This window comes from Lysinibacillus sp. JNUCC-52, assembly GCF_015999545.1.
Classification (GTDB): Bacteria; Bacillota; Bacilli; order Bacillales_A; family Planococcaceae; genus Lysinibacillus.
Window position 1 is genome coordinate 2804307 of sequence record NZ_CP065546.1, and the last position, 23609, is coordinate 2827915.

The following is a 23609-nucleotide window of genomic DNA, read 5'->3' on the forward strand; positions in this document are numbered from 1 at the left end:
TTCTTTATGGTACATTATAGTGGTGCAAAATTCTTTGTGGGTAATTAAACCTATGTTAGGTTAAAGTTGGAAGGGGCTTTATTGAATGAGTTCGTCTTGGAATAAAAAAGAAGAAAGCAATCGATTCACCTACAATTTTTCTTCTTTTAAAAAAGTATCAATTATTGCAGTGTTAATGGCAAGTTTTGCAATAAACGTGGGCTTTACAAAGGAAAATAATCATAAAGAAGCATTAAATAAAATCTATCATATATATGTTGATAATGAATATATGGGTGCTGTATCTAATGACAAAGCTGTTCGCGAAATTATTGCATCAAAAGAACAACAAGCTAGCAATCAGTATAAAGACTTATTGATTGATGCAAACTCAGCGGTGAAAATAATACCAGAGCAAGTGTTTAGCAATGAAACAAAGGATGCAGAAACATTAGCGAAGCTTGAGCAATCCTTAGTAGCTCAATCACCAGCTTTTGCATTATTAGTAGATGATAAGCCCATTGCTTATTTAAAAGATGCGGATGCCTACGAAGAAACAATTCGTATGCTAAAGCTACAATATGTTTCACAACAAGAGTTAGACGCACTAGCGAACCAGCAAACTATAAATAATTTACCAGCTTTACAGTCTGGAGAATCGCGCCTTTTAAATATTACGTTTAAACAAGGTATTTCAGGTGTAACACAAAAGGTAGATCCAAATGCCATTGTATCACCTCAAGAGGCAGTTAAATATTTAATGATGGGCTCACTGGAGCAAGAGGAATATAAAATTCAATCTGGCGATGTATTAGGAGCAGTTGCTAAAAAACATGATTTAACAACGGCTGAATTAATCGCATTAAATCCAGGTCTTACAGTGGATACAGTGTTACAAATTGGACAGGCATTAAATGTAACAGTTGCAAAACCATTTGTAGCGTTAGAAGTAAAACAAGAAAAGAAAATTACGGATACAATTCCATTTGAAAAAATAATTGAAGAAGACTCTTCGATGTACAAAGGTGAAACAGTTGTAAAACAGCAAGGTGTTAACGGCAAGAAAGAAACCTCTTACTTAATTACTGCTGAAAATGGAACAAGAACGTCAAAAGTCGCTTTAGAAGAAAAGATTCTACAACAACCAGTAAATGAAATTGAAGTGGTAGGAACAAAAGTCGTTTCATCTCGTGGAACGGGAGAATTTACTTGGCCAACAGTAGGGGGCTATATTTCAAGTGGAATGGGGCAACGTTGGGGTACGACTCATCGTGGAATTGATATTGCTCGTCCTAGTAACTACAATATACTAGCTTCAGATAATGGTGTAGTAGTATCAGCTGGTGTTTCGGGCAGCTATGGTAATCGCATTGTTATTAATCATAATAATGGCTATACAACGCTTTATGGACATTTATCTTCAATAAAAGTTAGCGTTGGACAAGTAGTTGAAAAAGGTTCTGTTATTGGGATTATGGGCTCTACAGGAAATTCAACAGGTACACATTTACACTTTGAAGTTGAGAAAAATGGAGAGCTTGTCAATCCATTATCGTATGTAGGTCAGTAATTAAATTGCTTCAACAAACATCCTCCCTTTTCTCTAAATGGGGGATGCAGAAGATGCATTGACTTCAGTGGGGATTTGCCCCTAAGCTGTATCAAGTTAAATGTCCCGTCAGATGCTACAGATTTTAAGAGAGCTTTTGAAGTAGCTCAAATCTGAATGCAAATACGTTGAGGCGTAATTGATCTTTAGTAAATGGCAGTCCAAATAGTGGGCTGCCTTTTTGTATAGAAAGCATAAAATGGTCAGTTATTTCCCGAGCAATAATTGTCGAAAGAGGGAAACTGTACGTCAATAATGCATGGAAGCTAAAAGCATGTTAGAGTTAAGAGTAGTAACTTTACAAATACACATTGTTTAGAATAGATGAATAGCGAAAGGGAGATAATGTATGAGCAAAACAATTTTAGTTGTTGACGATGAGAAACCAATCGCAGATATTTTACAGTTTAATTTAATTAAAGAGGGCTACAAAGTAATTTGTGCTTATGATGGAGATGAAGCATTAGAAAAGGTTGAGGAAGAGCAACCAGATTTAATGCTATTAGATATAATGCTACCAAAAAGAGATGGTATGGAAGTTTGTAGAGAAATCCGAAAAAAATATGATTTCCCTATTATTATGTTAACCGCAAAAGGTTCTGAGATTGATAAAGTATTAGGCTTAGAAATGGGCGCTGATGACTATGTAACAAAGCCGTTTAGTACGCGAGAACTTATTGCACGTGTAAAGGCTAATATGCGCCGCCTTCAAGTAGTAGCTCCTGCAGCTGAAGAGGAAGAAGAAGCATCAAATGAAATTGTAGTAGGCTCTCTAGTTATTCAGCCTGACGCTTATCAGGTAATGAAGCGTGATGAAGCAATTGAACTGACACATCGAGAATTTGAATTGCTACATTACTTAGGTAAACATATTGGTCAAGTGATGACTCGCGAGCATCTTTTACAAACGGTATGGGGCTACGATTATTTCGGAGACGTACGTACAGTCGATGTAACGATTCGCCGCCTTCGTGAAAAAATAGAGGATAATCCAAGTCATCCAGCATGGATTGTCACGCGACGTGGTGTAGGGTATTATTTACGAAATCCTGAACAGGAGTAAAAGAAATGCAGAAAGTAAGCTTCTTTAAATCAATTCATGTCAAGCTTGTATTAATTTATATTTTGTTGATCATGTTAGCATTACAAATTATAGGCATCTATTTCGCAAAGGAATTAGAGCGGAATTTGAAAAGTAATTTTCAAGAGTCTATTTTTCAGCGTGTAGATTTGATGCAATATAGCATTCGTGAAGAAATTTTGAAAGAGCGCGATGAAAGCATGCCTTCACTTGAGGAAAGTCTGAAATCCATCGTAAAAGAATTTTCAACAGGATTGAAGGATGTATCGACGGGTGATATTTTAGAGATTCGCGTAATTGATAGTAGACAGCGTATACTTGCAACTTCAGAGGTAGATAATCAAAGTTTAATTGGACAGCGTTCAAATACAGACCTTGTTCGGCGAGCAATATCAGCAGAAACATTATTTGATATTATAAAACTCGATAATAAAACTAGAAATCGAGTATGGGTGTTAGCAACGCCAATTCGTGATGGAGCTGGCCCAGATGATGAAATTATCGGTGTGCTTTATATTGAAGCAAATATCGAATCTGTTTTTGAACAAATGAATGATATTAACCGAATTTTCTTAGGCGGTACTGCTGTATCATTAGTAGTTACTATTTTCTTAGGAATATTAGTAGCACGCACCATTACACAACCTATTGCTGATATGCGTAAGCAAGCGCAAGCAATGGCGAAAGGAAACTTTTCTCGCAAAGTACGGGTTTATGGAACAGATGAGATTGGGCAGCTTGCTACTACCTTTAACCATTTGACCAATCGTTTGCAAGAGTCTCAATCAACGACAGAGGCGGAACGGCGTAAACTCGATTCTGTTCTTAGTAATATGACCGATGGCGTTATTGCAACCGATCGTAAAGGACGTATTATCCTTATTAATGATCCAGCATTAGAGTTATTGCATATTTCAAGAGATATTACATTAGGACGTCCAATCGCTTCTGTTTTAGGAATCGATCAGGAATATAGCTTTGAAGATTTAATTCATATGAATGATGCAATCAACTTGGATTTTAGTACGTCAGAGGCGCCATATATTTTACGTGCTAATTTTTCTGTTATTCAAAAGGAAACAGGGTTTATTAATGGTTTAATTACAGTGCTACATGATATTACAGAGCAGGAAAAGATTGAAATGGAGCGAAGAGAATTTGTATCGAATGTATCACATGAGCTTCGCACACCATTAACAACGATGCGTAGTTATTTGGAGGCATTAATGGATGGTGCATGGAAGGATGACAACATTGCGCCGACCTTTTTAAATGTTACTCAAACTGAAACTGAGCGTATGATTCGTCTAGTGAATGACCTACTTCAATTATCACGAATGGATAGTAGTAATTATAAATTGAATAAGGATATTGTGTTATTTAATTCATTCTTTAATCGAATTATTGATCGCTTTGAAATGTCTAAATCCGAAAATGTAACATTTGAACGATTACTTCCAGAAACATCGTATTACGTTGAAATTGATACCGATAAGGTGACGCAAGTAATTGATAATGTTATATCGAACGCCATTAAATATTCTCCAGATGGCGGTAATGTCCGTTTTGGTTTTACCGTACAAGGAAATATGCTCAAGGTAATGATTTCAGATGATGGAATGGGTATTCCAAAAGAAAATGTAGGTCGTATTTTTGATCGTTTTTATCGCGTCGATCGCGCGCGTGCACGCTCTATGGGTGGTACAGGTCTTGGTTTAGCTATTGCACGGGAAATGATTGAAGCGCATGGTGGGAAGATTTGGGCCGAGAGTGAAGAAGGATATGGTACAACCGTCTTCTTCACACTACCATTTGAATTAGATGATTTTGACGAGGCAGGTGAGTGGGGATGAAATATATAGAGCCAGTTAAATCCGTTGTTTTATTTCTACTCGTCATGCTAAGTGTTGTGCTAACCTTTATTATTTGGACCTATACGCCTGATTACAAAGTAATTGAGCAAACAGAAGGTAAAGAAATATTAATTGGCACACAAAAGAAAGTGGAAGACGTCATAAAGCCATATAAAGCAATTTATAGCAGTGACGATGACTTAACAGGTACAGTATCGAATGGTGCAATGAAAGATATTATGAACATCTTTGAAGGCTGGAATATTCTTGACCTCGTTCGAGTGAATAATAATATTTCACCAACTTATATTAATGAGATGATCCGCGCCAATCATCGTATGACTGTATTTTTCGCTGGAGAAATACCTTTCTCAGAGCTCGGAACTATTTTCAACTTCGACGAAAAAGAGTTACCTGAGACGACTTTCAATCGGATTATTATAGATTGGAGCAATTACTCGAATAAAGAAGTACAGATGTATTTCGTTAGTAGCTCGAACAAATCATTGTTACGTTCACATGTAAGCATTACGAATGCCAATGAATTTGTCAAAGATATTATTGAACCGTCTAAACTGCAAAGTGCGTATAAAGAAGTAGAGCGTGATGGCTATACTTCACTTTACGTTCCTAGCGATAAAATTGAATCTGTAAAATATACGTATTATATGAATGAACTATCACCAGAATTATTTAAAAATGTCTTATTCTCAGAGCCAAACGTTGTTCAGCGTAATGTTGAAAGTGCGACATTCGAAAAATATACAGATGGATTATCTCTTATGACTGTCGATACAAGATCGAAATCATTAACATATGTATATCCTGCTGCAGAAAGTAGTATCCGAATAGAGCCATCGAAGCTCTTCAAAGATAGCTTTGATTTTATTAATGAGCATGGAGGCTTCACAGCAGATTATCGATATGTATCGAGCAATCCGAGTAAAAATCAAATAGATTATCAGCTTTATTTACAAGGCTTCCCTGTTTATAGTGATCAAGCAACAACCCGTATTACAACAGTATGGGGAGATAACCGTATTTTCCGCTATAGACGTCCTTATTTTTCTTTAGACATATCAGAAAAAGAGATTAAAGAACTGCCATCTGGCACGGAAATAGTTGAAAAAATTCATAAGCTAAATAATATCGTATTGTCAGATATCGATGAAATTGCCGTAGGGTATTATTTAACGCAAGATGAAAATTTAAGATTATTTACTTTAGAACCGAGCTGGTTTATCATTCGTAATGGTTCATGGATTTTAGTGACACCTGAAATGCTTGGGGGTGTAAAAAATGGATTGGAATAGAACAAAATCCATTTTTATCGTCGTCTTTTTAATTTTAAATATTTTCTTATACTCATTGTATGTGAATCGCTACAATGAAGCACAAAGTGTAGAGGTTCCAGGGGAGAAAACGATTGATGCTCGTTTAAAAGAGGATAATATTACGTACGGTGTCCTGCCGAATGCCGTCGAATCAGCTACGTATATTTCAGGGAAAGTCCATACTTTTACGGCAGCGGATTTTACCGATCCAAACCATCAAGTTAATCTTGTTGACCCTAAAGAGGCGCGGGTAATTATAGTCAGTCCTGTGAAATTGCGAAATGTAAATGATGATGCAAGCTTCACAGAATTTGTGCAGGCAAATATTAAAGAAGGTGGTTCCTACGGATTATGGAAGGTCGATCGTGATGAGCGTATAGCCATCTTCTTTCAAAAAACAAATAATCGAATGCTCTATTACAATAAATCTGGGTTGTTAAAAATACAGTGGAATGCGGACAATGAAGTAACGATGTATGAGCAAACGATGCTTGATAATATTGAGGAAGTAGAGCAACAAGAAAGTGTACTTCCACCGATTCAAGTTATTCAAGCATTATACGCAAAAGGGCTGTTAAAGCCAGATTCACGTATTGAGCATATGCAGCTGGGCTATTCAACACTTGTTTATTTAACACAAACACAAGTATTATTGCCAACATGGGAAGTCCGAGTGAAATTATCCGACGGGGCAATTGAAGAGTATTTTGTCGATGCAGTGGAAGGTAAAATCATTGAAATACAAGAGGAAAAGCAAGAGGTTGAAGAAGAAGACTGGGGAGTTTAATCATGCGATTTAGTGTTTTAGCAAGTGGCAGTACAGGCAATTCGATTTATGTAGAGAACGATAATCATGCATTTATTGTCGATGCTGGCTTAAGTGGTAAAAAGATGGAGCAGCTCTTCGCAAAAATCGATCGCAATATGAAACAGCTAAGTGGCATTTTAGTTACGCACGAGCATAGTGATCATATTAAAGGAATTGGTGTATTAGCACGTAAATATAACTTACCGATCTATGCAAATGCAAAAACGTGGCAGGCAATGGATGGACTCGTAGGAGAAATTCCTGTAGAGCAACGCTTCGAGTTTGAAATGGAGACTGTGAAGCATTTTGGCACATTAGCAATTGAATCTTTTGCCGTTTCCCACGATGCAGCAGATCCGATGTTTTATACATTTCATGAGAATGGTCGTAAACTCGTGATTATTACCGATACGGGCTATGTTAGCGATCGGATGAAAGGTATTATTCGTGGAGCAGATTCCTTTGTGTTCGAAAGTAATCATGATGTTAATATGCTACAAATGGGTCGATATCCGTGGTCCATAAAGCGTCGTATTTTAAGTGATGTAGGACATGTATCTAATGAAGATGCAGCCATTGCAATGAGCGAGGTTGTGTTTGAAAAGCCAACGAATATTTATTTATCGCATTTAAGTAAAGATAATAATATGAAAGAGCTTGCGCGCATGAGTGTTTCACAAACGCTACAATCTTGTGGAATTATTGCAGGTGAGTATGTCCATTTATTAGATACAGATGCTGAGGAGCCAACAAAGCTAGTAACGGTTTAAAATAGGACAAGTAATTATGAAAGATTTTCTTGCCTATTTCTATAGTTAAAAATATAAGCTGTTCAATTGCATTTTTTTATTAATGCATTGAACAGCTATTTTTTATATCCATTTTATTTATTTTTCATGTAATTTTAATGTTTGAATCGTATGATAAAGGCAAGAATTAATAGATAGAGCAGTCGCACGAAAGGATGAGGAACATGAGTTATTTTAACGAAGATGATAAAAACAGTGATTTTCTAAATAATGATGAAATACAGAAATCACCTCTACAAGAGAGACTTGAACGTGAGGAAAAGGAAATGCAAGAGAAGCGTTCCAAAAAGAAAGGTGGAGGCAGTGGAGGTGGAGGCGGTAAAGGTGGCTATTTCTTTAGTGGACTAGTTGGTGTAATCATTGGTGCTTTACTCGTTTGGCTAATGCTTCCTGGACTTGTCAATCAAATGCCAGGGACAACAACAGGCAGTTCTGGCAAAAATGATGAGACAACCATCAACCAAGTAGCTACAGAAGTAACGACCGATGTCACAAGTGCAGTTGATAAAGCTTCAGGTGCTGTTGTAGGGATAACTAATATTCAAGAAGTGACAAGCGGCGGTTTTTGGAATCAGCAAACAACACAAGATACAGAAACAGGAAGCGGCTCAGGTGTTATTTATAAAGTAGATGGTGATAAAGCCTTCATCGTAACAAATAATCACGTAATTGAAGGGGCAAAACAATTAGAAGTAACAATGCAAGATGGCTCAAAAGAAGAGGCACAATTAGTCGGAAGCGACGTTTGGACAGACTTAGCAGTTATTTCAATCAGCTCGAAAAATGTTAAAACAGTTGCGACATTTGGTAACTCAGATGTACTAAAACAAGGTGAAACAGTTATTGCTATCGGGAATCCACTAGGATTAGAATTTTATGGCTCTGTTACAACAGGTGTTGTTTCAGGTAAAGATCGTTCTGTACCAGTTGATTTAAATGGCGACAAAGTAGCTGACTGGCAACAAGAAGTATTACAAACAGATGCAGCTATAAACCCAGGTAATAGTGGTGGTGCCCTAGTGAACCTAGCTGGTGAATTAGTAGGTATTAACTCCATGAAAATTGCTGAATCCTCTGTGGAAGGTTTAGGCTTCTCAATTCCGATTAACTCAGCAATTCCAATTATTGAAGAACTAGAACGCAACGGTGAAATGAAACGTCCAACAATGGGTATTTCACTAGTTGATTTAACAGACGTACCAGCATTCTATCAACAACAAACATTAAAATTACCTCAAGACATTACAACAGGTGTTGTCATTACAGATGTTGTTGGCAACTCACCTGCTTCAAAAGCGGGCGTACAACAATATGATGTTATTGTTGAAATGGATGGCGATAAGATTGAAACATCAATTGATTTACGTAAACACTTGTATAACGACAAAAAAATTGGTGATGAATTAACAATGAAAGTATATCGCCAAGGTAAATTAGTTGAAGTGACATTAACATTAACAAATAGCGATTCATTGTAGGAATAGTAACGAGACGAAACAAAAGATAAAAGTGTTAGATTGATGAAAAGTCAATCTAACACTTTTTTCGCTATCATCAACAAGTGCTTTTTTCTAATTAAATATGTCTTAACATTCGAAGGGTATATCCAAATGAGGGAAGCTAGCCTCAATTTCATTGAAATTAAGTTAGGATAAAATGTTGCGTTTTGTTAATGCCAATTAATAAATACAGGTGTGGATAACTAGGAATTTGTGAATAACAACTTTACACAGCAAATAGTGGGACAAAGCCTTCCTTCCCTACTCGCTATTCCTTTGTTACAATAGATTGTGGATAACATAGACCGAATTGTGAATAAGTTTGTGGAAATTTCGGAAAATAAGGAGAGACTATGAAATGGAAAAATACAGTTGTGAAAAGCATATAGAGCACGCTTTAGACATGTTTGTCGCGGAGCAAAAAGTATTCCCAATTATGGATAAAGTACAAGAGGAAAAAAAGTTATCCACAAAATGTAGTTACTGTGAACTGCCAGCAGAATATATTGTATCAAGTAAATAACTTTACACAATATATAGAAAACGCTTGTGGATATGTTGATAACTTTTGTGGATAATTTGTTTGTAAATGAAATGTAAAGGTGGATAACGTGTGAATATTACAATTGTATCAGTCGGAAAACTAAAAGAAAAGTACTTAAAAATGGGAATCGACGAATACGTAAAACGCCTAGGTGGCTACGCAAAAATGGACGTAATTGAAGTGCCTGATGAAAAAGCACCTGAGCAGCTAAGTGATGCAGAAATGGAAATTGTGAAGAAAAAAGAAGGTGAGCGCATCCTCGCCAAAATTGGCCCAGACACATACGTTATCGCCCTTGCCATAAACGGCAAAATGAAAACCTCTGAAGAAATGGCATCCGATATCGAGTCATTAATGACCTATGGAAAAAGTAAAATTGCCTTTGTTATCGGTGGTTCTCTCGGTTTGCACGAAGATGTCCTCAAACGTGCCGACGAGAAACAATCATTTGGCAAGATGACCTTGCCTCACCAATTAATGAAGCTTGTCCTGATCGAACAAATTTACCGAAGCTTTAGAATTATGAAGGGTGAACCTTATCATAAGTAAGTGCGGTTTTTAATAAACCATCGATTACAGTTATTTTAATGTAGTTGGTGGTTTGTTTTTTTGTTTGTTGGGATTTGAGAATTTGCAGATACATTGGGGTAGGACGTAACGTATTCGTTCTAAAATAAAAATAGAAGATGTAATAGAGATATTATTATTAAATTTAAAATTGAATGAAGTATATTAATTCTTATTTTTACTTTTTTTGTATTTTTTATTGATTGTATATATAATATTTTAAAAGATAATTTAGGTGTGATTTCATAGGAAGGTGTGAATTAATTTGGCTAAGGATTTAACTAGTTAAAATATTCAAAGACAAAATATATAAAATAATGAAGGAATAAAGCTAAAAATTCTAGAAGCAATAGAACAGGGAGAGCTATTAAAAAAACTACAATTAGCCGCATTACGGAAAACCGTATCATAATTAAGTAAGGTTTTTCAATAATACCAATATTGGTTATCTCATTGTAAATCTTTAGGGGTAATCTATTAATTTATTTATAAATAAAGGAGTGTAAAATCGAAAATGTTTAATTTATCGAAAATAACAACACAGGACTTAATTCAATGCGTCGGAATATTATTAACACTTGTTGTAATTGGTGTTTCGATTAGTCAATTTAGTAAAAATGTAAGTAATTCAATTAGTCAAGCCAAAAAGCAAATGGCATTAGAACAAACAAGTGAATTGCCACTACAAGTTTCAGAGTTTTGTAGCAATGCAAGTAAGGTGGCTACTGGGGTTTGGCTTACAGAGAATGGTATTAATATGGATGTTGCAATGGAAACAGAATACAAAGCATCTAAAGAAAAACAAGATGCTTTGTTACCAATAATAAAAAATAATATTTTAGCATATGGCTCAAATGATGCATTACAATTATTTATTGAGTTTGAGAAAGGGATATCAAATCCTGATAAAAATCAAATTGATATTAATGTTTACTACTTGTTGCCTCTCCTCCTTTCGCAAGTAAAAATGGATGTAACGGGAGAAGTAGTAGATCCAATGATTTTTTTAAATTCATTAATGCCTCAATTTAAAGAACATAATCCCAGGGCTAAGGAATATATTAACGAGTTAATCGTTGATTTAAACTTAGATAAAGAACTTAGTTCGAAATAATTGTTTGGGTCGAAGGGACAGCTTTTAACAATCACCTTAAATCAATACTAGCCTCACAAGCGCGTTGAATATTTAAAATGATACTATCTTGCTTTGTATAATCTTTTAAATTAATGGGATTTCCCGCATAAACCTCGTGAATCCGATTCACACAGCGTTCGATAGTGGCTGTTTTACTTAATATCACATCATTCATCGCCGAAAACACTTCCTCTTTTTTTAATTGCTTCAATTATCGGGGCGCGCTGCTCGCTTAATGTGGCATACATACTATAGGCACGCATTTTTTGACGAGTATATTCATTTTCATCATGTATATAAATCGGTATACCTTGCTTGAAAATTTGCATTGTAAAAACGGTATCAATTTGTTTTAAATCAATTAAATCTACTTCCCGATTTGCGACCAATGCCAAATCGCCAGACAGTAAAAAACGTTCATAAGATGATAGAGGTTGTTTACTAAAATAGGCAAGATCAATATCACTTTCGGCACGCACAGTACCTTTTGCGAAGGAACCAAACAATATAATAAAATCGGGATTAATCTGCTGCTTAATCGTATCAATCAATTGTTGCTGTAAATCTTTCGTTAACATCCTTATCACCGTCCTTTTCTTTATTATAAACGTTGGCGAAAAAAACCGCACTTATACTTATTACAGAGAACCGTATCATAAGTAAGTGCGGTTTTTGAAGGGAACTTCTCCTAAGTCAAACGCTATTTATCTGCGTTTTTTGATGTCTTTCATTGAGAAATCGTTGGTTATTCAATTTCTAAAAGTCCGAACTTAGATTTAATCATACAATATTTGGAAAATCCATACGATTAAAGCAATTAAATGATTACATTGGATACTATAATAAAAAAAGAATAAAAGAAAAACTGGATGGTTTAAGACCAGTTGAGTATAGAAAAAACTGCCTTCGCTACAATCCATCACCAACTAAAATAGTGATTTACTAAAAAAGTAGACAAAAAAATAGGTATAGAAAAAGTTCTCTTTTTCTATACCTGTTTCCATTTAAGAATTTGTTGGATAGTCCTTTTTCTCCAAACTGAGTTTAAGAATAAAATGGGAATATAGTAGATTTATGAATCAAAATGTTTCTTATATTTTTAAATTTGTCTTGGTGCGAGTGTTAAATATTGCAGCTGAACGGGAACAAATGACAATAAAAATCATTCGGAGAATGTAGCTCATGCAAACAGAATCAACAATCAGTTCTTATTCATCGGTATCATATGTATGGTCTATTGAGGGGATAGAGTTATTGAAGGTGACTGGCAATGGAATAATAGCAGGAACAAATAAAAGCGAATTGGAGTTATTAGAAGCCTTATGGTCGTTCCTATCATCGGGTCGAAACAGACTAGCGCTATCACGGTAAACCGTATCATAAGTAATAGAGGTTTTCCATGTATAATAGGATACAGATATAATATAAACTAATTTAGAACTAGACTGTTAGCTAGAAATTATACTTTTACTTTTAGTAGGTTTTGATTGGAGACATTGTGAATGTTAAGTGAACAGACGAGATATTCTAGGCTCGCGAGTATAACCAAAGTAATTAATACAAAGTTAGAACTACGTGAAGTTTTACAGCGTGTAACGCAGGCAATTTCCGAGGAAATCGTGCAATGTAACTCGGTGGGTATTTATTTACCAGAAAAAGATGGCACATTTAGAGGATTTGTGGGAAAGCCAGAAGATATGAATGGCATAACCCTCGATACACAGGTAATTGATGTTGAAACAGACTTACTGGCCAAAGAGGTTATTGAAACTAAAAAAACCATCTATATCTCTGATACCTCAAAGGATAATCGGCCGGACCCGAGATCGGTAGAAGCCTTCAAAATTAAATCCTTATTAGCACTGCCTATCTCATATGAGCAAGAGATATTTGGTTTAGTTTTTTTATTTGATTATGGAACACCGATGAATTTAACAGAATCAGAAATTCAGAGTGTTGAAGCATATGTAAATATGGCTGCAGTTGCAATTCAAAACGCAAATAATTTAAAGCAAAAGGAAAACCTTATTGCAGAAAAACAATTGTTACTCAATGTTACACGTGATTTGTCGATGTGTTCCTCCGTGCAGAAAAGTCTTGATAAATGTTTTTACTACTTAGGAAAGGTTTTAGGTAGCGAAAAAAGTGCAGCCCACCTCCTGGATCCATTGGGAAAAAACACAATGACATTCATGAAATTTAATACAGACTGTGATTGGACAGAAGCCGATTGGATGGAGAATCTAAAAAGCATAGGAATGAACCAAAGCTACGAAGCTATGATTCAACAGATTATTGAAACAAAAAGTATAATTCTCACTCCAAATATAGATAGTATGAGTCTTTTTATGATGCCACTGATTTCAATGGGGGAAGTATTAGGGGTTATAACAGTTGTCAATTTAGGAGGGGAAACATGTAATTTCCATGAATCTCAAATTCAATTAGCAAAATCGATAGTCGAAGCCACAGCGCCTACAATTTCAAACTTGTTATATATGGACCAACTTGAAAATATGGTAGAAGAGCGAACAAGGGAACTAGCTGCTGCTAATGAAAAGGTTACAAGTGTTATTGAAAGTATAACGGATGGATTCTTTGCATTGAACAAAGAGTGGGAATTTCTTTACATGAATAAACATCAATATTTGCCGCAAAGGAAAACGGCAAAGGATGTATTAGGACAAAATATATGGGAAATTTTCCCTAAGTGTGTAGATACGGTCATGTATAAAGAATTTCATCGTGCGATGTCAGAGCGAATAGCAGTACATTTCGAAATGACCTCAGCTTATGGTGATTATTGGTACGAAGCAGTTGCGTACCCATATGATGAGGGAATCTGTTGCCTTTTAAAAAACATAACTGAAAAAAAGAAATATGAGAAGGAATTGAAAAGATTATCAAACCTAGACTTAATAGGTCAGATGGCAGCAGGTATTAGCCATGAGATTAGAAATCCTATGACAACAGTACGAGGATTTTTGCAGCTATTAAAAAAAGAGAGCGAATTCGAAAAACATAATGATTACTTTAATGTCATGATCGAAGAGCTTGACCGTGCTAATTCTATTATTACTGAATTTCTTTCTATAGGTAATACTAAGACATCCGATTTACAGATGTTAGATTTAAATTCTATTATTCGCGATATTACGCCTTTAATAGAGATAGATGCATTTAATCAAAATAAAATTATTCAATTTAATCTGAATGACATTCCAGATTTACTTTTAAATCGTAACGAAATACGACAATTGATAATAAATCTTTACCGTAATGGCTTAGAATCAATGAACATAGGTAAGGTTCTATCCATCAGTACCTACAAAGGGGATGGGAATTGTGTAATTCTTGCAGTACAGGATCAAGGAGAAGGTATCAGTCCTGCGATAGTAGAGAAATTGGGTACTCCATTTTACACGACCAAAGATAATGGCACTGGCTTAGGTCTAGGTATCTGCTATGCAATTGCTGCCCGTCATAACGCAAAAATTGAATTTCAAACAGGATCTGAAGGAACTACTTTTTTTATAAAATTTACTTATATATGAAAAGATGAAACGCTTCTTTAGTGTTGTAAGGTATTGACATTTGATGCTCTGAATAAATAAATTTATAAGTCCAAATTTCAATAAACTATTTTGATAATTATTAATAGCTATGATGAAATCTGCGCTATATTGATATGCTATTTCGAAGGAGATGTAGAATGAAGCAACTTTATATAAAGCAAAAGGTATTCAGTCTAAGTGGTAAATTCACTATAAAGGATCAGCAGGAAAAGGATGTTTATTACGTAGAAGGTAGTTTTATGCAAATTCCAAAGACTTTCTCCATTATGAATAAAACAAGAGATGAAGTAGCCCTTATTACGAAAAAGGTGTTCAGCTTTTTACCGAAGTTTTTTATTGAGGTAAATGGTCGAGAGGTGTTAACGATTAAGAAGGAGTTTTCTTTCTTTAAAGCACGCTATACGATTGATGGGGCAGACATGGAGATACACGGTAACTGGTGGGATATGGAGTTTCAGGTTTTACAGCATGGTGAAGTCATCGGTAAAGTGAACAAGGAGTGGTTCACTTGGGGAGATAGCTATAAAGTTCAAATATTGGATGAGGAGATGGAGGAAATCATTATTGCATTCGTTGTTGCAATTGATTGTGTAAAGGCTGACGCAGCTGCTTCCTCAGCAGCGACTTAGAAAATTAATAACCTCCATTAAAGGTGCAACGGTGAACCATATCACAAGTAAGTGCGGTTAATTAAGGCAGTATCAATTTTATATTGGTGCTGTTTTTTTAGTAGACAATTGTAGAGAAGAAGGTTTAACGATTCAAAGACATATTTGTACCACACCATTTGCTTATAAATTGTCTTCCATAGTGAGTATTAAAGCATTTGGACAATTATATAAACAAAGTATTTGAACAGTCAGTTTATATTGATGAGAAATGTTATATTAAATTCACCAATGAATAATATTTTTTTAACGTCTAAAAAGCATCAATATTTGAGGAGAGAGAACACTTGAAAGAGATGTATATAAATTAAAAATGTTTCAAAAGTGTCGGGTACTATTAACAGTGCCTGACACTTTTTTGTTTTATCGGGAGTAGATAGGGTATTAACCATCATAAGCAAGTTATTTAGCAAGAAGCATTGTAGGAATAATCGAAAGGGAAAAGGAGTCATAGCCAACATGTTGTTGAATAAAAAATTACTATTGGTCTTTAGTATAATCGTAGTCTGCTTTTTGTCTGGTTGTACAGAGAAGAAGAAGCTTGAGGATGGTTCTGAACTGATAAATAAAAACCAATTTGTTTTTGCTACTTCTGGTGAATTTAAGCCATTTAGTTATATGAATGACGATCTCACAATGTCGGGCTTTGATATTGAGGTTGGGGAAGCAATTGCAAAGGAAATGGGCCTTGAGCCGGTTCAGAAACGAATCAAGTTCAAAGGGATTGTAGAAGGGGTAAAAACAGGCCGAGCGGATGCAGCGGTTGCGAGCCACACGATTAACCCGCAACGAAGTAAACATGTTTCTTTCTCTACCCCGTATTATTATTCTGGACCGAAAATTTTTACCAGACCAGATAGTAAAATTAAGACTGTCGAAGATTTAAAGGGAAAGGAAGTAGCTGTTGCAAAAGGATCGACATATGCCGATACTGCTTCCGAGTATACAGACAAAGTCAAAACTTATGACAGCGATATTACAGCTTTAAAGGCGCTGAGCACAGGACGTCATGATGCGGTCATTACTGATTTTGTTACAGGAAAAACAGCTGAAAAGGAAGGATTTAAGATTAAAGGACAGCAATTAATTAATCGCAGTGAACAAGCGATTGTGCTGCCCCAGGATAATCCAAAACTATTGAAGCGAGTAAATGAAGCTTTGGAACAACTCCGAGAAAATGGGACACTGACTCAAATCAGTATCAAGTATTTTGGTGAGGACATTACCAAAAAACCAGAATAAATCAATGCTATAGAAAGAAAGGAAGTAGTACTTTGCCAAGTTTTTCGCATTTTTTTAACATACTAATGGAAACAAAAGGTGTATTCTTTAAAGCTATGCTATTAACATTAGAGCTGACGGTGGTTTCTATCATACTAGGAATTGTCATTGGACTTGTCTTTGCTCTATTAAAAATTTCTAATATAAAAATTTTAAAACTTATTTCAGATATATATGTCTATTTGGTCCGCGGAACACCGCTGATTGTCCAAATATTTATCCTTTACTTCGGAATAAGTGGGATTTTCCTTATTCCTGATTTTTGGGCTGCTTCACTTGCTCTAGCGTTACATAATGGAGCTTATATTTCTGAAATCCTTCGAGGCGCAATTCAGGCAGTCGATAAAGGTCAGGTTGAGGCAGGCCGCTCTTTGGGAATGACAAAGATACTGACATTAAGAAGAATTATTCTTCCACAGGCATTTCGTCGAGCGTTGCCGCCTTTAGGCAATCAATTTATCATCAGTTTAAAAGATTCTTCGTTGGCCGCATTTATCTCCATGAATGAGCTGTTTAATGTGGCGACAACACTAGGATCGAATAATTTTGATGAAATGACCTATTTACTCATCGTAGCAGTCTACTATTTATTACTAGTAGCGTTGATGACATTTGTAGTGAACCGAACTGAACTGAAATTAGCAATAAGCGACAGATAGGAGCTGAAGAAATTGGACACCAAGGAAATGATTAAAATAAATCAATTGAATAAATCGTTTGGAGATTTACATGTATTAAAAAATATCGACATGACAGTTTACGAGAGTGATGTTGTTTGTCTAATAGGATCGAGTGGGTCAGGGAAAAGTACCCTCCTGCGCTGTTTGAACTTTTTAGAAAGAAAGGATAACGGCAATATTATAATTGAAGGAAATGAAGTCAATCCACGGACAGATGACCTTAACAAGATTAGAGAAAAGGTAGGGATGGTGTTTCAAAATTTCAACTTATTCCCTCACAAAACAGTTTTGGAAAATATTATTGAAGCGCCTATCATGGTAAAGGGTGTAGACAAAGAAAAGGCCATTAACACAGCAGAAGAATTACTGAAAAAAGTAGGTTTGGAAGATAAGGCGGATGTCTATCCTAGTAAACTATCTGGGGGACAAAAGCAACGGGTGGCAATTGCAAGAGCCCTAGCGATGGAACCAGACATTATGCTTTTTGATGAACCAACATCGGCACTCGATCCCGAGCTTGTGGGAGAGGTATTAACAACCATGAAAGACTTGGCTGAAGAAGGAATGACAATGGTTGTTGTAACCCATGAAATGGGATTTGCAAGAGAAGTAGCTGATTGGATTGTGTATATGCACGATGGAACCATTATTGAACGCGGCACACCTGATCAATTTTTTAACCATCCGAAAGAGGAAAGAACACGGGAATTTTTAACTGCAACGATGCTTAAATAACGCTAAGAGGTCCTGAAAAATAAGCAAAAAAGAACCCAAATTGGGTTCTTTTTTGCTTCGTATAAGGAGTCAAGTTACCTTGTTGTTCATCTATATATTAAATCCTAAGAATAGGATGGAAATAGCTAATAGTCTAGTTTAATATTGTTACTTTTAATTGTTTTACGCCAAAGTTAATGGCATCCTGTTGCGAAGGGAAAAAGACATCGATTCGATTGCCTTTAATGGCTCCGCCCGTATCGCCTGCAATTGCTTCCCCATAGCCTTCTACATAAACTTTACTACCAAGTGGAATAACAGTTGGGTCAACTGAGATGACTTTAGCATTTGGGTTTGCTTTAAGGTTAATACCAGTAGCGGTAATACCGGAACATCCCTCACATGATGCTGTATAGGCTGAAGCTTCCACTATAATTTCCTTAGCAGTATTACTTGTTGATGGAGCGTTTGCTTCAGGTTTACTCTCTGTTGAAGTAGTATTACTTGTTGATGGAACAGTTGCTTCAGGTTTGCTTTCATTTGAAGCAGTATTGCTTGTCGATGGAACAGTCGCTTCAGGTTTGCTCTCCGTTGAAGTAGTATTATTTGTTGATGGAGTGCTTGCTTCAGGCGTATTGTCCACTGAAGTTGCAGGTTCCTTTGCTTCATGGGTTGCAGACATTGTTGGTTTTTCAGTTACAGCCGTACTAGATTTCATACCAACAAAGATGGATAGTTGTAAACCAGGGTGAATGAGATCAGTATGTAATTGGTTCCATTCTTTAATTTGTGAAACGGTTACTTGATGATCTAAGGCTATATCCCATAATGTATCATCTTGCTTAACGGTATATTGCTTTTGCTGTGCAATGGTAAGAACATCTCCAGGGTGAATAAGGTTAGTATTAATATGATTCAACGTTTGAATATTTTCTACTGATGTATTATGTGCACGTGATAAATCCCAAAGGGTATCACCTTTTTGTACGGTAATCGTTGCAGCTTGAGCATTAGCACCTAAAGTTGCAGAGAGCATTGCAACTGGTACAATTGATATAATTTTTTTAAGCATTCATGTATCCTCCATGTTCGTTCTTGGTTGTTAATATAAAATAATCGTATCATAGATTTTTCTGAGAAAAAGAACAAGGAGGTGTTAATTTGTTTACGTCTATGGCATTTATATTGCAATAATATTGCAAACATCAAACGATTAACTATTATTTCCTAAGAAATTTAATATAAAATCTAGCAGAGGAAGCAATTACTTGTTACGTATTGAATGCCCCTTTGGCGCTTAAAATGCAATCAATAACTTTATAATAAATAGCAAAAAGAGAAATTGCATAACGCAATTTCTCTTTTTTATGTGAACTGCAATGAATTATAACTGAACCTCTGTAACGTCGTTATTACCATTACCATTGCCATTGCCATTGCCATTGCCGTTACCATTGCCATTGCCATTGCCATTGCCATTGCCGTTACCATTGCCATTGCCATTGCCATTGCCATTGCCATTGCCGTTACCATTGCCATTGCCATTGCCATTGCCGTTACCATTGCCATTGCCATTGCCATTGCCGTTACCATTACCATTGCCATTGCCGTTACCATTACCATTGCCATTGCCGTTGCCGTTGCCGTTGCCATTACCTGGCTTTACAACTAACACATCAAATGTTAGTTTGTGCTCACCATACGTTACCGTAATAGTAGTATTACCTTGACCTTTTCCTTTTACGACCCCTGCTTTTACAGTAGCTATTTTATTATTTGCTACTTCGTAGGTTGCCAGCTTCGTAACATCTTTTTCTGTTGTTTTACCATCAAACGTTGTTACTTCAGTAATCTTAACTGTAACTTCTTTACCTATTCTCGTTTCAACCTGAGCCTGGTCGATTTCTAATGTTACTGTTGGTTCCTCGATAACCGTTGCTTTAACCGTAACATTTATTGTAACTTCGTTATTACCATATGAAATTGTAATTGTAGTCGTACCTGCACCTACTGCCGTTACTAATCCATTTACTATTGTTGCAACAGTTTCATCTCCAACTACGTAAGTAGCTTTTGAAGTTACGTCTTCCTCTGTTGCATCACCTTCTGCAGGCGTTGACGTTTCTGTCACCGTAAGTTGTGCAGTTTCGCCAGTTGTTAGGTTTAACTCAGTTGGATTAACCGAAAGTGTTACTACTGGTTCTACAACTGCTTTTTCATATATCTTTTCTTCGCCAATATTGCCAGCAGCATCAGTAATTTTTACTGACACAGCATTCGTTTCTGCTGTTACTGGGAATGTAAAGCTACCGTCCTGATTTAATTCAAAAGCAACTGGTGCTTGTACTTCGCCATTTACTGTAGAAATATAAGAAGCTTTTAATTTATCATTTAAATTGTAATTTAAACCGTATAAATATAACTCATCATTGTAGTCGATATACTTATCTGTTACCTGACCTGTAGCGACACCTTCAGCTACTGAACCAGTAATTTCTGGTTTCGTCGTTTTTACAATAATAGGGCCGACATAATCGGAAACTACTCCTGATGCTGCAAGACCAGTGAAGTCAATTGTATAAAGACCATCTGGAATCGTTGTGGCAGGTGCTGATCCCCATGGTTTGTACTGCCCGCCAACATTCAGCGTATAAGAGCCTTTTCCTAGAGCAGTCCCTGCATGCAGATAACCGATGTAGCCATCTCCATATTCTCCACCTTCTGGATTCATAATATCCCAAAGCTCGATATAGTTAGTTGTTACATCACCCGTTAATGTGAATGAAAGTACAGCTGAATCTTTCACGCCATCGCCATTAAAGGATAGATCTGTTTCAGTAATTTTATAATCTTTAATTTCAGTTACTGCCGCACCGCTAAAGTCAGCTGCGAATGGTAAGGAAATTTCTGTATCGCCACTACTGATGTAAATATACCCTAGTATTTCAGAGCCGTTAGGTGCTGTAGCTTGTGAAGCGGTTAATGTAACATTTAAAACTTGCTCACCAACTAGGTTAAAGGTCGGCTGATCTACTGTAACAGTTGCATCACCAAATGTTTTTGTCACATCCACTGCTACATTGTAATTGCCGCCGTTTCCTTTCATATCTTTTACTAAAACTTGCTTTGTTACAGAAATATCACGATCTTTAACTGATTGTGGACCGAAAGTAACTGTACCTTTTAAGTTTTCAGCAACAGCCCCAGTTCCATCTATTATTGCGCTATCAAGTGCATAGGCAAGAATTTCAGGATGAGCGGCTGCATAAGCATTTACGCGCCCAGCACCTTGAGAAAACACATCGTATTTTGTTGTATCTAAAACCTTTGCTGTATTAGAAATTGCCACTTTAACGTCGAATGCGTTCCAATCAGGATTTGCTTGTTTAACTAATGCAACAATACCTGCAATATGCGGTGTTGCCATAGAAGTTCCTGTTTTACGCGCATATGCTTCTGCATAAGAGGCATCAGGGAAATCTTTTTTATACATTGGAATAGATGACATAATGTTTGTCCCAGGTGCACTTACATCTGGTTTAATATCAAAGTTTGGTGTAGATGGTCCACGTGAACTTGAAGTGTTTACATCATCCCCAAGTGTCTGTGTGGAAGCAAATTTACTAAAGCTTACTTTTCCAGTTCCGCCTGCTAATGCAGTGCGAATTGCATCGCCGTCCGTTTGGGACATATCAAATGACGGTAGAAACTCAAATGAATCACCTAGGAATGTACCTGAAATGTTTGGTGCATTTGTTCCACCAGCAAAGTTATGAATAATGGTTGCCACTGCTCCATTTGCCTTTGCATTCGCAATTTTATCAACAAAGGCAATACCTCCACGAGCAATCAACGCCACTTTGCCTTCGACATTAATTCCTTCAAAATCTTTTACTTCCCCGTTTCCAGGAACAGCAACTAGGTCAAACTCACCTTGAAGCTGTGTAGCTAAATTTTTTCCAAAAGTCGTCCCCATTAATGGAAGCTGTTTCGTTAAGTTGTAGTTGCCAATTGTAACATTCACTTCCCCGTTAAACATTGTTTCAGGATATGATGTGTTACCAACAGCTATTCCTAAACGAGCGGTTGCAGGCGTGCCCATTGTTCCGCGATTTGGCCCAGAGTTCCCTGTTGCAATTACTCCGATTGTTCCAGCCATCATGGCATTATTAATAGCAAATGAACCAGCATCTGTTTCAGAGTTAGCTCCACCGCCAAGTGATAGATTGATAATGTCCATTTTTTCTATTACAGCAGTTTCAATAGCTTTCACAATACCAGATGTAGCACCACTGCCGTATGCCCCAAGAACTCGGTAAGCATAAAGGTCTACTTTTGGCGCAATTCCTTTAATACCGAATTCGTTAGCACCGATTGCTGCAATTGTTCCAGCAACATGTGTACCGTGAGATGTATAGAACGAGCTTCCCTTTTCATTAAATTCAGGTGTCCCAGCTGGACGCTCTGAAGGTAATGTTTCTGATGCATCGTCATCTGCACGAGGCTTCGTATAAGTTGCTGAATTTGGAATAAAGTTTTTCCCACCTTTATAAACCCCAGCGAACTCAGGGTGATCTGCATCAATACCAGTATCTAATACTGCTACTTTTATTCCTTGTCCTTCAAAACCTTCATTCCAAAGCTGTTCGATGCCAAGGAAAGAAATACTTGTATTCATTTGCGCTTCTAATTGGTCTTCCTTTATTAGTTCCGATGGTTGTATCGGTGTATCTTCTGATGCATAAACGGTTGCATCAGGTTCGATTAATGTAATTCCTTCTATTGTAAGCAATTTCGGGAGATCATTTGCTTTTACCGTTGCCGCAAAACCGTTTAAAACAGTATCAAATGTGTATCCTTGAGTCATCTGAACTTTTTTAGTAGCTAATTCTTTTTTTACTTTTGCTTGTTGAGCTTTTACATTTGAACGTACTTCATTTGCTCGGGCATTAGAGAATTTTTTGCCTTTCACTTGGCTCATTCCTTGCTCTAGTGCTACAGGCATTTCAGATAAATGAACGATGACTGCAACATCTTGATTGCCTGATACATTTTGTAAGCTTTCGTGAAGAGTAGGGCCTTCTTTAGACAAGCTTTGCTGTTCAGCGATAGCCGCCTTTAATTGAATAATACTTTCACTTTGGCTATCCTGCTTTAATGGTTTCGGTTCTTCAGCACTAGCACTCGACAATGGAACAAATAGCGAAAGCACCATAACGATAGCAAGAAGACTACTTAGAAACTTCGTAAACTTAAACTCTTTCAAATCACATTTCCCCCTTCAGCTTTAATTGTCACACTTTTCAGTTAAGTGTGGTAATTTAAATTTATCACAATAGAACTAATTCGAATATCCTAATATAAAAATATTGATAATTAGTATTAGTTTATTAATTGAAAACTGAATCTATCTACCTGGTAATTTAATGAAAAAGTAGAACTTTCGGAAGTGAAATGACATACTAAAAGTTTC

Annotated in this window: 21 protein-coding genes; 17 read left to right on the top strand and 4 right to left on the bottom strand. The window is 36.3% G+C overall.

Translation table 11 applies throughout. The annotated features are described in order from the left end of the window. The first annotated feature begins 85 nt into the window (after positions 1–85). The 10 genes from JNUCC52_RS13810 (at position 86) to JNUCC52_RS13855 (ending at position 11197) form a co-directional block, all read left to right on the top strand. Entirely contained in the window at positions 86–1549 is a 1464-nt protein-coding gene (locus JNUCC52_RS13810) for a M23 family metallopeptidase (protein ID WP_337980158.1), read from the top strand. A 388-nt stretch (positions 1550–1937) separates the two neighbouring features. Further along, positions 1938–2651 carry a response regulator YycF gene (yycF, locus tag JNUCC52_RS13815; RefSeq protein WP_173479152.1) on the top strand — a complete coding sequence of 238 codons (714 nt, stop codon included), beginning with the start codon at positions 1938–1940 and terminating at the stop codon, positions 2649–2651. 5 nt (positions 2652–2656) lie between these two features. Further along, entirely contained in the window at positions 2657–4522 is a 1866-nt protein-coding gene (walK, locus tag JNUCC52_RS13820) for a cell wall metabolism sensor histidine kinase WalK (RefSeq protein WP_173479153.1), read from the top strand. After that, complete coding sequence (locus tag JNUCC52_RS13825; RefSeq protein WP_139860374.1) at positions 4519–5835, top strand: YycH family regulatory protein; 1317 nt, start codon at positions 4519–4521, stop codon at positions 5833–5835. The genes walK and JNUCC52_RS13825 overlap by 4 nt, the downstream gene beginning before the upstream one ends. Further along, positions 5822–6643 (top strand): two-component system regulatory protein YycI, encoded by an 822-nt coding sequence (locus JNUCC52_RS13830; RefSeq protein WP_173479154.1) that lies wholly within the window; start codon positions 5822–5824, stop codon positions 6641–6643. The genes JNUCC52_RS13825 and JNUCC52_RS13830 overlap by 14 nt, the downstream gene beginning before the upstream one ends. Before the next feature lie 2 nt (positions 6644–6645). After that, a complete protein-coding gene (locus tag JNUCC52_RS13835) occupies positions 6646–7434 on the top strand; it encodes an MBL fold metallo-hydrolase (RefSeq protein ID WP_337980159.1) in 789 nt (262 codons plus the stop codon). A 203-nt stretch (positions 7435–7637) separates the two neighbouring features. Next, the gene (locus JNUCC52_RS13840; protein WP_337980160.1) at positions 7638–8951 is read left to right on the top strand and encodes a S1C family serine protease; all 1314 of its coding nucleotides are present in this window, start codon (positions 7638–7640) and stop codon (positions 8949–8951) included. Between the two features lie 379 nt (positions 8952–9330). After that, a complete protein-coding gene (locus JNUCC52_RS13845; RefSeq protein WP_173479157.1) occupies positions 9331–9495 on the top strand; it encodes a CxxH/CxxC protein in 165 nt (54 codons plus the stop codon). A gap of 90 nt (positions 9496–9585) precedes the next feature. Further along, positions 9586–10065: a 23S rRNA (pseudouridine(1915)-N(3))-methyltransferase RlmH gene (rlmH, locus tag JNUCC52_RS13850; RefSeq protein WP_173479158.1), complete on the top strand. Its 480-nt coding sequence runs from the start codon at positions 9586–9588 to the stop codon at positions 10063–10065. A gap of 532 nt (positions 10066–10597) precedes the next feature. Continuing rightward, complete coding sequence (locus tag JNUCC52_RS13855) at positions 10598–11197, top strand: hypothetical protein (RefSeq protein ID WP_337980161.1); 600 nt, start codon at positions 10598–10600, stop codon at positions 11195–11197. 31 nt (positions 11198–11228) lie between these two features. On the opposite strand, the gene JNUCC52_RS13860 is transcribed toward JNUCC52_RS13855, so the two are convergent. Together JNUCC52_RS13860 and mntA are read right to left on the bottom strand one after the other, a co-directional pair. Next, on the bottom strand, positions 11229–11393 hold the full coding sequence (locus JNUCC52_RS13860; RefSeq protein ID WP_337982251.1) for a hypothetical protein: 165 nt from the start codon (positions 11391–11393) through the stop codon (positions 11229–11231). Next, the gene (gene mntA, locus JNUCC52_RS13865; protein ID WP_337980162.1) at positions 11386–11796 is read right to left on the bottom strand and encodes a type VII toxin-antitoxin system MntA family adenylyltransferase antitoxin; all 411 of its coding nucleotides are present in this window, start codon (positions 11794–11796) and stop codon (positions 11386–11388) included. The genes JNUCC52_RS13860 and mntA overlap by 8 nt, the downstream gene beginning before the upstream one ends. 251 nt (positions 11797–12047) lie before the next feature. Between mntA and JNUCC52_RS13870 the strand changes: the two genes are divergently transcribed. From JNUCC52_RS13870 to JNUCC52_RS13900, 7 genes are all read left to right on the top strand, one after another. Next, entirely contained in the window at positions 12048–12164 is a 117-nt protein-coding gene (locus JNUCC52_RS13870) for a hypothetical protein (RefSeq protein WP_490356146.1), read from the top strand. Positions 12165–12400: 236 nt separating this feature from the next. Further along, the gene (locus JNUCC52_RS13875; protein WP_337980163.1) at positions 12401–12589 is read left to right on the top strand and encodes a hypothetical protein; all 189 of its coding nucleotides are present in this window, start codon (positions 12401–12403) and stop codon (positions 12587–12589) included. A gap of 131 nt (positions 12590–12720) precedes the next feature. Next, positions 12721–14772, top strand: a complete 2052-nt coding sequence (locus tag JNUCC52_RS13880; protein ID WP_173479163.1) for a GAF domain-containing sensor histidine kinase — start codon at positions 12721–12723, stop codon at positions 14770–14772. Between the two features lie 158 nt (positions 14773–14930). Further along, positions 14931–15422, top strand: coding sequence for an LURP-one-related/scramblase family protein (locus tag JNUCC52_RS13885; RefSeq protein WP_139860068.1), 492 nt, complete (start codon positions 14931–14933; stop codon positions 15420–15422). A gap of 498 nt (positions 15423–15920) precedes the next feature. Beyond that, positions 15921–16703, top strand: a complete 783-nt coding sequence (locus JNUCC52_RS13890; protein ID WP_139860066.1) for a transporter substrate-binding domain-containing protein — start codon at positions 15921–15923, stop codon at positions 16701–16703. 32 nt (positions 16704–16735) lie between these two features. Then, complete coding sequence (locus JNUCC52_RS13895) at positions 16736–17401, top strand: amino acid ABC transporter permease (protein WP_139860064.1); 666 nt, start codon at positions 16736–16738, stop codon at positions 17399–17401. Between the two features lie 12 nt (positions 17402–17413). Next, positions 17414–18157, top strand: coding sequence for an amino acid ABC transporter ATP-binding protein (locus tag JNUCC52_RS13900; protein ID WP_337980164.1), 744 nt, complete (start codon positions 17414–17416; stop codon positions 18155–18157). A gap of 133 nt (positions 18158–18290) precedes the next feature. Here JNUCC52_RS13900 and JNUCC52_RS13905 read toward each other — a convergent pair whose 3' ends face one another. Together JNUCC52_RS13905 and JNUCC52_RS13910 are read right to left on the bottom strand one after the other, a co-directional pair. Next, positions 18291–19208 (bottom strand): LysM peptidoglycan-binding and 3D domain-containing protein, encoded by a 918-nt coding sequence (locus tag JNUCC52_RS13905; RefSeq protein ID WP_337980165.1) that lies wholly within the window; start codon positions 19206–19208, stop codon positions 18291–18293. A 312-nt stretch (positions 19209–19520) separates the two neighbouring features. Then, positions 19521–23402: a S8 family serine peptidase gene (locus JNUCC52_RS13910; protein ID WP_337980166.1), complete on the bottom strand. Its 3882-nt coding sequence runs from the start codon at positions 23400–23402 to the stop codon at positions 19521–19523. Between the last annotated feature and the right edge of the window lie 207 nt (positions 23403–23609).